The sequence below is a fragment of the Amycolatopsis albidoflavus genome, assembly GCF_039525725.1.
In the GTDB taxonomy this organism is placed as follows: Bacteria; Actinomycetota; Actinomycetes; order Mycobacteriales; family Pseudonocardiaceae; genus Amycolatopsis; species Amycolatopsis albidoflava.
In genome coordinates, this window is the sequence record NZ_BAAAHV010000005.1 from 541,136 (window position 1) to 553,887 (window position 12,752).

The window sequence follows — 12,752 nt, forward strand, 5'->3', positions numbered from 1 at the left end:
CGCGGTTCGCGCATCAGGGCAGGACTTTTCGGCGGGGCCGCGCCGTTACGCCGAGGCGGGCCGTCGCTGTCGGGGCCAACGACTACGATGAGCTACGCGGACGAAGGGGACAGCGTGAACGATCTCATCGACACCACCGAGATGTACCTGCGTACCATCTACGAGCTCGAAGAGGAAGGGGTCGTCCCGCTGCGGGCCCGGATCGCGGAGCGGCTGCAGCAGAGCGGCCCCACCGTGAGCCAGACCGTGGCCAGGATGGAGCGCGACGGGCTGGTCGTCGTCGCCGACGACCGGCATCTGCAGCTCACCGACCACGGCCACGACCTCGCCGTCGCGGTCATGCGCAAGCACCGGCTCGCCGAACGCCTCCTCGTCGACGTGATCGGCCTCGAGTGGGAGCACGTGCACAACGAGGCGTGCCGCTGGGAGCACGTGATGAGCGAGGCCGTCGAGCGCAAGCTGGTGAAGCTGCTCGACCACCCGACCACGTCGCCCTACGGCAACCCGATCCCCGGCCTGGACAAGCTCGGCGACGGCGATCCCGCGCCGCGCGCCGAGGACGGCCTGGTGCGCCTCGACGAGTACGCCCGCACCGGCGGCGGCGAGGTGGAGATCCGCCGCATCGCCGAGCACGTGCAGCTCGACGAGTCGCTGCTCACCGAGCTGCGGACGGTCGGGATCGTGCCCGGCGGGCTCGTCACGGTCGGCAAGGCTTCCGGCGGGAGCGCGACCGTCGAGGTCAAGGGCACCGAGACCACGGCGCAGGTGTCCACCGCGGCGCTGCACGCCGTGCTGGCGCTCGCCAAGTGACCCCGGCGACCGACGCGGCGCGCGCGTTCCGGGAGGTCCACGGGCGGGCCCCGGCAGGCGTGTGGTCCGCGCCGGGCCGGGTGAACCTGATCGGCGAGCACACCGACTACAACGACGGTTTCGTGCTGCCTTTCGCGCTCCCGCACCGGCTCGCCGCGGCCGCTTCCCCGCGCCAGGACGGCAAGCTCCAGGTCGCCACGCTCGGCGACGACGGGCAGCTGCAGCACTCCGGGCCGCACGACATCGCCGCGCTCGAACCGGGTTCGGTGCCGGGATGGGCCGCGTATCCCGCCGGGGTGGCGTGGGTGCTGCGCGACCAGGGTTTCGCAGATGGAGCCGACCTGGTCATCGCCGGCGACGTGCCGTCCGGGGCCGGGCTTTCCTCCTCTCACGCGCTGGAATGCGCGGTTTCGCTGGCCCTGCTGGGCGTGGCCGGGGTGGAACTCGAAGACGGCGGGGCGAGCACTCCCGCGCGTCCGGAGATCGCGCGCTGGGTGCAGCGGTCGGAAAACGACTTCGTCGGCGCGCCCACCGGGCTGCTCGACCAGACGGCGTCGCTGTGCTGCGAGGACTCGCGGGTGCTGTTCCTCGACGTCCGCTCGGGCGAGATGGAGCAGGTGCCGTTCCCGCTCGGCGAAGCCGGGCTCCGGGTGCTGATCATGGACACCCGCACCAAGCATTCCCACGCCGACGGCGGCTACGGGGCCCGGCGGCGCGGCACCGAGCGCGCGGCGGAACTGCTCGGTGTGAAGGCGCTGCGCGACGTCGCGCTCGACGGTCTCGACGAGGCCCTCGCGCGCCTGCCCGAAGATCTGGTTCCGCTGGTGCGCCACGTGGTCACCGAGAACCAGCGGGTGCTCGACGTGGTCGCGTTGCTGCGCGAGAAGAAGCTCGCCGAGATCGGGCCGCACCTCGACGCTTCGCACGTGAGCATGCGCGACGACTACCGCATCTCGACGCCCGAGCTCGACCTCGCGGTCGACTCGGCCCGGTCGGCAGGCGCGCTGGGCGCGCGGATGACCGGCGGCGGGTTCGGCGGCTCGGCGATCGCGCTGGTCCGCGACGAGGATCTGGACGGAGTGCGCACCGCGGTCGAAACCGCCTGCGAGCAGGCCGGGTTCCGCCGCCCGCGGATGTTCACGGCGGTGCCGTCGCGCGGCGCGGGCCGCGACGAAGCCTGATTTCCGGAGCAACCCCCGGAGGGTCCGTCGCGTCGCACTGAGGGGAGACTGTGCCGCAGAGTCGCCACCCCTCAGCAGAAAGGCCTTGACGTGACGGACCAGCAAAGCCCCCTGAAACTCATCGTGACGGGCGGCGCGGGGTACGTGGGCAGCGTGTGCGCCGCCCGCCTCATCGAAGCGGGTCACCAGGTCACCGTGGTGGACGACCTGTCGACCGGGCACGCGGACGCGGTGCACCCGCAGGCGCGCTTCGTCGAGGGCGACGCCGCCGAGGTCGCCGCGGACCTTCTCGGCGAGGGTTTCGACGGCGTGCTGCACTTCGCCGCGAAATCGCTGGTGGGCGAGTCGATGGCCGACCCGGCGAAGTACTGGGAAGGCAACGTGGTGACCTCGCTGCGGCTGCTGGAGGCGATGAAGAAGCACGGCACGCCGCGCCTGGTGTTCTCCTCGACCGCGGCGACCTACGGCGAGCCCGACGTGTCGCCGATCCCGGAAACGGCCCCGACGCAGCCGACCAATACCTACGGCGCGTCGAAGCTCGCCATCGACCACGCGATCACCAGCTTCGCCCGCGCCCACGGCATCGCCGCGGTCAGCCTGCGGTACTTCAACGTGGCCGGCGCCTACGGCGCGTTCGGCGAACGGCACACCACCGAAACCCATCTCATTCCTCTCGTTCTCCAGGTCGCGACCGGCCATCGCGACCACATCTCCATCTACGGCGACGACTACCCGACGCCCGACAAAACGGCCGTCCGCGACTACATCCACGTGGTCGACCTCGCCGACGCCCACCTCCTCGCCCTGCGCCACGCCGCCGCCGGCGAGCACCGCATCTACAACCTCGGCAGCGGCACCGGGTTCTCGGTGCTGGAGGTCGTGGAAGCCTGCCGCCGGGTCACCGGGCACGCGATCCCCGCCGTCGTGGCGCCGCGCCGCGCCGGCGACCCGTCGGTGCTGGTCGCGTCGAGCGACAAGGCCAACGGCGAACTCGGCTGGACCCCCAAGCTGACCGACCTGGACGGGATCGTCTCGGACGCTTGGCAGTTCACCCAGTCGCGTCGTTCCTGACGGCGAGTTCCCGACTGGACTCCGGACCGCGGCGACGCGCCGCGGACGGGTCTGGTGCGGGTGGTGTTTCGGGGCGGGAATCCGGATTGGATCCCCGCCCCGCATCGTTTGCGGCGAACCATGAGCGTCGTTCGGACGCGCCGAGGCAGGGCGCCAAGGTCCACTGAGGACTCACCGGTGCGACATCAGCTCGGGACCGCGGAAGGAATCCGGCTCGGGCACCGTGCGGTCCTTCGGCCAGAACCCCGCCCGCCACCGCGGTATCGAACCGGTTCACGGGGCGCGTCTCGGCCTGCCGTCCGATGCGTGGCCAAGGCCTGGTCACCTCATCCCCCTCGGCGGCCCTGATCTTCGACCCCGGTCCCGCTCGGCGCCGCTCCCCGGTTCCGACGGCGGAGACAACCCGAGATCCACCGCCGTGCTCAAGTCGGCGAGGCCGGCCAGTTTCGCCGGATCCGTGCCGATGTTCCACGCGGTCTGCAGCAACTGCGCCACCATGTGATCAGGGTCCGCCTCGACAGCGTTCGCCAGCGCCATCCCCGCGAGCGCTCCTTCCCCGCGCATCAAAGCGGTGTAGCCGAGATAGAGCGCGGCCTCGGCGCGATGCGGCGGCGGCAATTCACGGACGAGCGTCAGCCACACCTCCTCCGCCTCCCGGGTCAGGGACGTATGCGGTGGGACCGCCAAGGCCATGCACGCGTCCCGGATGGGGGTGAACATCAGCGCATGGGCCAGCCGGACGGCTTGGTCGTCATCAGGAGGGCCCGCACCTCGACGCTGGCGGAGGAACGCATCGCGGAGTTCGGTCACCGCGGCGTCCAAGACATCGCTCCGCGACATTCCGGGGCTGTACAACGGTTCCGGGGACGATGCCAGCAACTCGGCGCGACGGGTGATCGCTTCCGGGCAACGCGGTTGCAGCACGGCGGCCAGCTCTTCACGGCTGCGGAAGACGACGAACCCAGCCTCCGTGGTCGCAGCAGCGATGACCGTCTCCTGCGGATCGGGCACTACGCCGCCGCAATCCGGATCCAGATAGCACGCCCATTCCGCACCGGGTTCGATCTCGGACGCCCACAGTGCGTGGAACAGACGGAGGCTGTGCCGAGCCAGGACCCGCTGAAGCTCGGCCAAGAATTCCCTATGGGGTGGACCGTTTTCGTCGGCCGAGCCGCCCACGAGGACGACGGTGACACCGTTGTGCTCGCGATTGGCGAAGCGCGGGATCAGCGCATCGGCTTGCTCTGCTTGGAGTTCTCGCGCCGGCAGGTCGGCGCGCAGCATCAGGCCGATCGTGGTGCCGGGTACGCGATGGCCCAGCAGCACAAGGGAATCAGCCGGACGGAAGCCGAGCAGGTACGGGAGGGAGGCGATGAGGTCGGCCGGATTGCGGAGGGTGGCCCGGGAGATGCCGGGCGGCGTCGAGGTGGTCACGCCTCCACTGTGCGCCGGAAAAACGCGAGTCAAGGCCCGCGAGGCAAATCTGTGGACGACGGCGGGCCGTTGTGGACAACCGCGTCACCGGCGAAGAGAACCGGCGGAAATTGTCGGTGGCATGTGCATCGGCCAACACTGTCCACAATAGACAAATGCTGCCGGAGCCACTGAGAAGGCTCCGGCAGCATCGGTCAAGACAAACTCACCCGCAGTGTTCGAACGGGCTCTCGTACGACGAAGAGCCGACCGAACCGCCCCACTTGACGCACGTCGAACCGGCGGTCTTCTTCACCGGACCCGCGTAGTAGGTGAAGTTCCCCGAGTCCGTGGCCCTGGTCGAGCCCTGCACCTCCAGGAACGCCGAAGCCGCGCTGGCGGTCCCCAGCGAAACCGCCTTCAGAGTCGTCACGCAGTTCTCTTTGGAGGACGAGTTGTACAGCAGGTACGCGGTGCCCGCCGTGCCCAGCGCCTGCTGGTCGATCACCGAGAATCCCGACCCGCACACCTGCGTCGCCGAGTACGGGTTGCCGCCGCAGCCGTTCTTGCTCGTGAAGTCCTTCTTGCCGTAGTACGGCACCGCGACGCCGTTCAGCACGGCCTTCTGCGTCACGCCGTTCAAGTTTTCTTCGAAATGCAGGTGCGGTCCGGTCACCCCGCCGGTCGCGCCCGCCTTGCCGATCTCCTTGCCCTGCCCGACGCTCTGGCCCACCGAGACTTCCTGCTCGGACAGGTGCGCGTACCGGGTCCGCCAGCCGCCGCCGTGGTCCAGTTCGATCCAGCGGCCGTAGCTGGTGCTGCCCTCGTTCGCGACGCGCGTGACCGTCCCGGGCGCGGCCGCGAGCACCGGCATGCCGGTGATGCCGGACTTCTGGAAGTCGACCGAGTTGGCCGGGTTGTGGCCGCTGAAGGTCGCCGCGGTGACGGTGACGCCGCATTTGAACGGCACCTGGAAGTTGGGGGCCGCGGACGCCGTCGACTGGGCGGCGAGCGTCAGGCCGCACGCGGGCAAGGCCACCGCGGCCGCGACCGCCGCGAACCGTCTCAACCTGGACATGGGGCGTACCTCCTGGTGGGGGAAATGTCCGACGCCCTCCAGCCAAGCCCGAGCAAGTACATTTTCCGTACAAGACGACGGGGAGGACCCATGGGCACACCGGCGGCCTCGCTCGCCAACGCCCGGCGGCGGTTCGAGGGCGCCGACTGGGTGCGCTGGGGCGTGCTCGCCGTGCCGCCGCTGTTCGCGATCCCGCACGCGCGACCGTGGACGTGGCCGCTGATCGGGCTGATCCTCGTACTGTCCGTCCCGGCCCTGTGGCTCACCCGCGAGTCGAAGCCGCGCTGGCTGATGCCCGCGACCATGATCGCCGTGGTGGCCGCGGCGGGAGCGCTCTGGATCCTTCAGCCGAGCAGCTGGACCTCGACGACGATGTTCGGCGCGGTCTTCTACACCCTGCGCGTGAGCAGCCGGATCGCGGCGGCTGTCGCGCTCGCCGTGGCTTCGGCCGCGATCCTCATCTGGTCGATCGCCTACGACCTCGACTGGCTGAACGCGGTCGCCCTCTTCGCGATCCTCGTCGTGATGGTGCTGCTCGCCATCAACCGCCGGGGTCGCGCGGAACGGCTGGAACAGACCGAACTCGCGCTGGCCCGCGCCCAGACCGCGAGCGAGGAGCACGCTCGCGCTGCCGCCCTCGCCGAACGCGCGCGCATCGCCCGCGAACTGCACGACGTCCTCGCGCACTCCCTCGCCGGTCTCGCGCTCAACCTTCAGGGCGCGCGCCTGATGCTGGTCCGCGACGGTGCGAGCGAAGAGTCTCTCGCGCAGATAGAACGCGCGCAGAAGCTGGCGACAGACGGTCTCGCCGAAGCACGCGAGGCCGTCGCCGCGCTGCGCGAAGACGCGGTACCCGTCGAGCGCTCGGTGTCGGACCTTCTCGCCGCGTACAGGCTCGACACCGGCTCTCGCGCCGATCTGGTGATCGAAGGTGAACCACGCGAGCTAGACGCAGCTGTCGGCACCACGCTCGTACGCGCCGTACAGGAAGCCCTCGCGAACTCGCGCAAACACGCGGGCGGTCCCGCCGTAGACGTCACGGTGGCCTTCAACCACGACGAAGTCGACTTAACGATCATCGACCACCAGGGCCGCCGTCCGCCGGAGCCGCCGTCGCCGGGATACGGTTTGCGAGGCATGGGCGAACGGGCCGCGCTGTTGAACGGGAAGCTCGAATGCGGCCCTGGGGAGGACGGATGGCGGATTCAGCTGACAGTGCCGGCGTGACGCTGCGCGTGGTGCTGGCCGACGACCAGGCCGTAGTGCGCGAAGGGCTCGTCACGCTCCTCGGGCTGCTGCCGGGCGTCGAGGTCGTAGGCGCGGCGGCAGACGGCGTACAGGCTCTCGAACTTGTCGCCGAGCACCAGCCGGACGTACTGCTCGTCGACCTGCGCATGCCGAACCGCGACGGCGTCGAGACCACTGAACTGGTGCGCGCGCAGCATCCGAAGACCGAGGTAGTCGTCCTCACCACGTACGCCGACGACGATTCCCTGCTCGCCGCGCTCAAAGCAGGCGCACGCGGGTTCCTCACGAAGGACGCCGACGCCGACGCGATCGTCCGCGCGCTCCGTTCCGCCGCCGCCGGTCAGTCCACTGTGGACGGCGCACTCCAGCAACGGCTGGTAGCGGCTGCGACGAGCCGTTCCCCGGTACGCACGAAGGAGCTGGAAGGCCTTACCGCACGCGAAGTCGAGGTGCTGCGGCTGATCGCGGCCGGCCTGTCGAACACCGAAATCGCACGCACTCTCGTAGTCAGCGAGGCGACGGTGAAGACGCACGTCAATCACCTGTTCGCCAAGGCAGGACTGCGCGACCGCGCGCAAGCCGTCGCCTTCGCCTACCGCGCCGGGATCGCCGAGTAGAACGCCTGCTTCCCGCCGACGATCGGCAGCGTCACAGTCGTCCCGGTCAGGTCCAGCGCCAGCCCGGTGCCCGGCTCCGGCCGCAGCGTGAAGTCGTGGTCGCTGGAGGCCAGCACGAACTCCAGCCGATGCCCGGCCGCCACGATGTAGTCCTTCGGCATCAGCAAAACCTCGATGCGGTACCGCTGTCCGGGCGTGATCGGCGACGTGATCGACGGGCTGACGCGGTTCTGCGGGTCCGTCCAGCCCCGGCTGATCACGTGGGAAGTGCCGTCCGGCGCACGGTCCAGCAGCACCGCGGTGACGTTCGCGGCAGGGCGGTCGAACGACAGCCGCAGCTCGGCCTTCGCGGTGCCGGACAGCCGCACCGGCTCCGTGGTCGCGGAAGTGCGGTAGCGCAAGCGGTTCCCGGACGACGCCGCGTCGGCGAGCTGTTCGATCTTCTTGCTCGCGTCGTCGGCCAGCGTTTCGACGGTCGGACGGCCTGGCACCGGCTGCCGGTCGAGTGTCCCGGTCGAACGTCCGCCCGGCCACGGGTGCAGCTCGACGTCCGAAGTGCCTGGCGCGGGCCACTCGGCCTCGTCGACCCACGACTTGTCCTCGCGCTGGATGGTCGCCTTCGGCTCGCGCTCGATGCCGTTGTCGACGCCGTAGAGGTAGTGCGACATCCACTTGTTCAACGTCGTGAGCCAGACGTCGCGACGCAGCGAAATCGGGTCTGCGTGGCCGGACTGGTGCAGCCAGATCTTGTGCTCGACGCCGTGCTTCTTGAGCGCTTCATACCAGGTCGCGACCTGTTCGGTCTTCACGTTCCAGTCGTTCAGCCCGTGCACCGCCAGCACCGACGCGTGCACCTTGCCGACGTCGTCGCGGTAGTTCCGCACGTCCCAGAACTGGCTGTAGTCCCCGGTCAGCCGGTCCTGATCGGCGGTGAGGCCGTCGAGCACCGGACGGCAGACTTGCTGGTCGGCGCGCGAGTAGACGTAGCCGGCGAGCACGTCCGTGTCCTCACCCTGATATCCGCCGGGAGCGACGACCGCGCCGGCGTTGCGGTAGTAGCCGTACCAGCTCGAAATGGCAGCGATCGGCACGATCGTCTCGAGCCCTTCGACACCGGTGCTCGCCACGGCGTTGGGCAGCGTGCCGTTGTAGGACACGCCCATCATTCCGGTCTTCCCGGTGCTCCAGCTCGCCGCGACGGGCGCGCCGGCCTTGTCGTGCGCTTCGGCGCGGCCGTTCAGCCAGTCGACCACCGAACGCGCGCCGATGGTCTCGTTCACGTCGCCGGTCGTCGGACAGCCGGTGGACAGCCCGGTGCCGAGGGATTCGCCGTACACGACAGCGAATCCGCGCGCGGTGAAGTAGTTCTGGTAGCTCCAGCCGATCGGCGCCGCGACATGCGGACCCGGCACGTACAGCTCGGTGTCGACGTCGTGGTTCGGCACGTCGTTACCGCCCGCGAAGTACGGGCTAGCTTCGTACACGACAGGCACCTTCATGCCCTGCTCCGTGGCGCGCGGACGCACCACTTGCGCGTGTACGAGGTCAGGCTTCCCGTCGTGGTCGCTGTCGACGGGCGCGGTGACCCAGACGTCCTCGCGGATGACGTCAGCCGGATCGAAGACCGCCTGTGCTTGACCGTCGGTGAAAACCGGCGCTGGCGGCGAAGCGGCTTCAGCGACCGCGGGCACGGACAACGTGGCCACTGCGACGAAAACGGCAGCGACTCGAGCGGCAACTCCCACCAGAACCCCCAAGCTGGACGAAGCAGGCGAGCAAGTTGAGAGTTCCGTCAACCGCAACTCGCGTCAACCGACTAACGTCGGAGCCATGGACGCACCGATCGCCACGGTCACGGTCTATCCGCAGAACGCGCGCGTCACCCGTCGCTGTCAAGTCACTCCGGCCGACGGTTCCCGCGTAGAGATCACGGGTCTCCCCCTGTCGCTCGACGCTGCTTCGGTGCGCGTCAGCGGCTCGGGCGACGCGTTGGTCACCGGCGTTGACGTCGCGTACGCGCAGCACGCCGCGCCTGCGGACCCGACGCTGCGCGCGCTCGTGGAGCAGCGACGCGCGGATCAAGCGACTGTCGACGAGGTCGCGGACGACGAGAGCGCTGCTGCGGCGCGCGTCGACCTGTTGACCGGCGTCTCACGACGCAGCGGAGCAAGCTTCGCGAAGGCGTTGGCCGGCGGTGACGCCGAACCGGGACGCGTGCAAGAAGTGAGCGAAGCGCTCAGCACGCAGTTAGCGGTGGCGCTCAAGGAACGTCGCGCGCTCGCCACAAGGCTCGAACGGCTGCGCGAAGACCTTGCTGCGCTTGACCGTCAGATCGAAACTCGCAGCGCACAGTCCGAACAGGACAGTTCGACGATCACCGTGGAGCTGGAATCCCCTGCCACCGCCGAAATCGAACTGTCCTATGTAGTCCCCGGCGCGCGCTGGGAACCGGGATACGACGTCCGCGTACGCGGCACCGACGTCACGGTCACCTCGTACGGGCTCGTCAGCCAGCACACCGGCGAGGACTGGCCGGAGTGCGAGCTGACACTGTCGACCGCTCGCCCGGCGAACACCGTCGTGATCCCGGAACTCCAGCCCTGGTACCTGGATCGGCAGCAGCCTCCGCCACCCCAGCCGCGAGCTGCGATGGCGGCCCCTGCGATGGCGTACGGCGGCGCAGCAGGAGCCGGTCGAGACGGCTTCGCCGCGAAGCTCTCCGCGGTGGAGCAAGGCACCACCGCAGTCACCTACCGCCCGGCGCGCCCGGTCGCGATCCCGTCCGGCGCGCAAGGCCACCGGACAACGCTCGCGCAGCTGGACCTCACGGCCGAACTCGACTACGTGACCGCGCCGACGCAGGCTGAAGAGGCCTACCTGCGCGCGAAGGTGGTCAACACCGCCGAGCACACGCTTCGCGCCGGTCGCGCCGCAGTGTTCCACGAAGCCGAATTCGTCGGCAGCACGCAACTGGAGCTGTGGGCTCCCGGCGAGGAACTCGAACTCGCCCTCGGCGTCGACGACCGAATCCGTGTCGAACGCGAACTGGTCAAGCGCAGTGCCAGCAAGGCGACGTTCTCCACGCAACGCCGCCGCGAAGCCGATTACCTGACGACAGTGACCAACCACAGCCCGCGCGAAGCCGTGGTAGCCGTGCTCGACCAGGCCCCGGTCTCCCGGGACGACTCGATCACCGTGCGGGACCTGCGGCTGAGCCCGGAGCCGGTCGAGCGCACCGAACTGGGCCAGTTCACCTGGCGGCTCACGATCGCGCCCGGGGCGTCCGCGACGGTCTCGCTCGGCTACCGGGTGGACGTCGCGAAGGGCGTCGAGCTCAGCGGCTGGCGCGAGTGAGCCGTCAGCCCTGGGAGATGTAGGCCTCCAGCTGTTCCTGGCTCTGTTCCAGCTGCTCCATCCGGATCTTCACCACGTCGCCGATGCTCACGATCCCGGCGAGGCGCCCGCCGTCGAGCACCGGCACGTGCCGGATCCGCCGTTCGGTCATCACCACGCTGAGCTGGTCCACCGGATCGTCCGGGGTGCAGCTCGCGACCATGGTGGTCATGATGTCCGCGACCGGCCCCTGCAGGACCGAGGGACCGTGGTCGTTGAGCCTGCGCACGACGTCGCGTTCGGACACGATCCCGGCGATCCCGCCTTCGGCGTCCACCACGACCATCGCGCCGACGTTGTGCCGGGCGAGCCCCGCCAGCAGCTCGGCGACCGTGGTACCCGGCGACACAGTGGCGACCGTCGCGCCCTTGCGCTGAAGCACATCCGCAATCCGCATGGCGATGCCCTCTCCTCGGTGAGTCGGGTCACATCAGGTTAGGGCCCCGCTGCCGTGTGCGAAAGTCCAGCGGGATGCGTCCGTTCGTGGTAACGCGCTCATCCGTCGAACACCCGGCGCAACCGGGCGAGCCCGGGTCCGATCCGGTCGGTCGCGATCGCGCCGTAGCCGAACAGCAGTCCGTGCCGCCGCGCCGCCACGGAGAAATCGCCGAGCGAGAACAGCCGGACGCCCGCCCCGGTCGCCTTCCGCGCGAAGCCGCGCAGGTCCCGGTCCGCCGACGCGCTCAGGTGCAGACCGGCCGACGCGGGCACCGGCTCCAGCACGTCGCCGAATTCGGTCCGCAGACCGTCCACGAGCAGGTCGTGGCGGGCACGGTAGATGCCGCGCATCCGGCGGACGTGCCGGGCGAACCCGCCCTCGGCGATGAACGCCGCGACCACCGCCTGCTCGATGCCCGGGGAATGCCAGTCGGCGAGATATTTCGCCTTCACGATCGCCTCCGCCAGCGCGGGCGGCGCGGCGAGAAAACCCAGCCGCAGCGCGGGCGACAGGACCTTCGAGAACGAACCGACGTAGACCACCCGGCCATGGGAATCCAAGCTGTGCAACGGTTCCAGCGGACGTCCGGAGTAGCGGAACTCGGTGTCGTAATCGTCCTCGACCACTACGGCCCCGTTGTCCTCAGCCCAATCCAGCAACGCTCGACGGCGAGACGGCGACATCGCGACACCGAGCGGGTACTGGTGCGACGGCGTCACGTGCACCAGGCGAGTGCCCGGCGGGATCGCGTCGACCACGATGCCCTCGTCGTCCACCGGAACCGGCGCGACGCGTACGCCGAGCGTGCCCAGCAACAAGCGCGGCGGCGGGTAACCGGGATCCTCGACCGCAGCCAGGTCGCCCGGCCGCAGCAGGACCCGGGCGACGAGGTCGATCGTCTGCTGCGCGCCCGAGGTGATCACGAGGTGTTCGGGTCGTACGCGAACATTCCGGGACACCGCGAGGTGCCGCGCGAGCTCGGTGCGCAGCCGGGGATCGCCTTGCGGTTCGCCGTAAGTCATCAGCTCCGCGCGGGAACCGCGCAACGACTGGGTCATCAGCCGACGCCAGGTGTCGAACGGAAACAGCCGCACATCCGGCACTCCAGCACGGAAATCGAACTCCGGCGGGTCGGTGAACGCTTTCGGCGGCGCAGGTACGTCTGTCCACTCTGGACGCGGCTGGACGCCGTCGGAGAGCCCGGCCGGTTCGACCGGACGCGGCGCGGCGCCGGCCCGCACGTAAGTGCCGGCTCCGACCCGGCCGGCGAGGAATCCTTCCGCGGTGAGGCGTTCGTAGGCGGCGGTGACGGTGGTGCGCGAAACGGCCAACTGGTGCGCCAGTTCCCGGGTCGGCGGCAGCGCGTCGCCGTCGCGGAGCCGCCCGTCGAGCACCGCTTCGCGGATCTGGCGGTAGATCTCGTCGCGGTGGCCGCGGGTGCCGGACAGGTCCAGGTGCAGGTCCACGCGTCCAGCCTAGATTGGTCCACCGAGGATGGCTCC

At 69.8% G+C, this 12,752-nt stretch carries 11 protein-coding genes; 6 read left to right on the forward strand and 5 right to left on the reverse strand.

The genetic code is table 11. The annotated features are described in order from the left end of the window. Window positions 1-87: 87 nt before the first annotated feature. From ABD156_RS07015 to galE, 3 genes are all read left to right on the forward strand, one after another. On the forward strand, window positions 88-810 hold the full coding sequence (locus ABD156_RS07015; RefSeq protein ID WP_344267907.1) for an iron-dependent transcriptional repressor DtxR: 723 nt from the start codon (window positions 88-90) through the stop codon (window positions 808-810). Further along, complete coding sequence (gene galK, locus ABD156_RS07020) at window positions 807-1,991, forward strand: galactokinase (RefSeq protein ID WP_344267909.1); 1,185 nt, start codon at window positions 807-809, stop codon at window positions 1,989-1,991. The genes ABD156_RS07015 and galK overlap by 4 nt, the downstream gene beginning before the upstream one ends. Window positions 1,992-2,081: 90 nt before the next feature. After that, the gene (gene galE, locus ABD156_RS07025; RefSeq protein ID WP_344267911.1) at window positions 2,082-3,062 is read left to right on the forward strand and encodes a UDP-glucose 4-epimerase GalE; all 981 of its coding nucleotides are present in this window, start codon (window positions 2,082-2,084) and stop codon (window positions 3,060-3,062) included. A 321-nt stretch (window positions 3,063-3,383) separates the two neighbouring features. Here galE and ABD156_RS07030 read toward each other — a convergent pair whose 3' ends face one another. Both ABD156_RS07030 and ABD156_RS07035 read right to left on the reverse strand, forming a co-directional pair. Further along, window positions 3,384-4,496, reverse strand: a complete 1,113-nt coding sequence (locus tag ABD156_RS07030; protein WP_344267913.1) for a DUF4192 domain-containing protein — start codon at window positions 4,494-4,496, stop codon at window positions 3,384-3,386. A gap of 205 nt (window positions 4,497-4,701) precedes the next feature. Continuing rightward, entirely contained in the window at window positions 4,702-5,553 is an 852-nt protein-coding gene (locus ABD156_RS07035) for a M23 family metallopeptidase (RefSeq protein WP_344267915.1), read from the reverse strand. Window positions 5,554-5,643: 90 nt separating this feature from the next. On the opposite strand from ABD156_RS07035, the gene ABD156_RS07040 reads away from it, so the two are divergent. Both ABD156_RS07040 and ABD156_RS07045 read left to right on the forward strand, forming a co-directional pair. Continuing rightward, window positions 5,644-6,780, forward strand: a complete 1,137-nt coding sequence (locus ABD156_RS07040; protein ID WP_344267917.1) for a sensor histidine kinase — start codon at window positions 5,644-5,646, stop codon at window positions 6,778-6,780. Further along, a complete protein-coding gene (locus tag ABD156_RS07045) occupies window positions 6,777-7,418 on the forward strand; it encodes a response regulator (protein WP_344268544.1) in 642 nt (213 codons plus the stop codon). Before ABD156_RS07040 ends, ABD156_RS07045 begins: the two co-directional genes overlap by 4 nt. On the opposite strand, the gene ABD156_RS07050 is transcribed toward ABD156_RS07045, so the two are convergent. Then, window positions 7,394-9,124: a Xaa-Pro dipeptidyl-peptidase gene (locus ABD156_RS07050; protein ID WP_344267919.1), complete on the reverse strand. Its 1,731-nt coding sequence runs from the start codon at window positions 9,122-9,124 to the stop codon at window positions 7,394-7,396. The genes ABD156_RS07045 and ABD156_RS07050 overlap by 25 nt on opposite strands. A gap of 124 nt (window positions 9,125-9,248) precedes the next feature. Between ABD156_RS07050 and ABD156_RS07055 the strand changes: the two genes are divergently transcribed. Next, window positions 9,249-10,772, forward strand: a complete 1,524-nt coding sequence (locus tag ABD156_RS07055) for a DUF4139 domain-containing protein (protein ID WP_344267921.1) — start codon at window positions 9,249-9,251, stop codon at window positions 10,770-10,772. 4 nt (window positions 10,773-10,776) lie between these two features. On the opposite strand, the gene ABD156_RS07060 is transcribed toward ABD156_RS07055, so the two are convergent. Then, entirely contained in the window at window positions 10,777-11,208 is a 432-nt protein-coding gene (locus ABD156_RS07060; protein WP_344267923.1) for a CBS domain-containing protein, read from the reverse strand. A 98-nt stretch (window positions 11,209-11,306) separates the two neighbouring features. After that, entirely contained in the window at window positions 11,307-12,716 is a 1,410-nt protein-coding gene (gene pdxR, locus ABD156_RS07065; RefSeq protein WP_344267925.1) for a MocR-like pyridoxine biosynthesis transcription factor PdxR, read from the reverse strand. Between the last annotated feature and the right edge of the window lie 36 nt (window positions 12,717-12,752).

Coding starts and splice junctions, on each gene's coding strand:
- ABD156_RS07015 (WP_344267907.1), top strand. CDS start 88: ATGAGCTACGCGGACGAAGGGGACAGCGTGAACGATCTCATCGACACC.
- ABD156_RS07035 (WP_344267915.1), bottom strand. CDS start 5,553: ATGTCCAGGTTGAGACGGTTCGCGGCGGTCGCGGCCGCGGTGGCCTTG.
- ABD156_RS07040 (WP_344267917.1), top strand. CDS start 5,644: ATGGGCACACCGGCGGCCTCGCTCGCCAACGCCCGGCGGCGGTTCGAG.
- ABD156_RS07055 (WP_344267921.1), top strand. CDS start 9,249: ATGGACGCACCGATCGCCACGGTCACGGTCTATCCGCAGAACGCGCGC.
- ABD156_RS07060 (WP_344267923.1), bottom strand. CDS start 11,208: ATGCGGATTGCGGATGTGCTTCAGCGCAAGGGCGCGACGGTCGCCACT.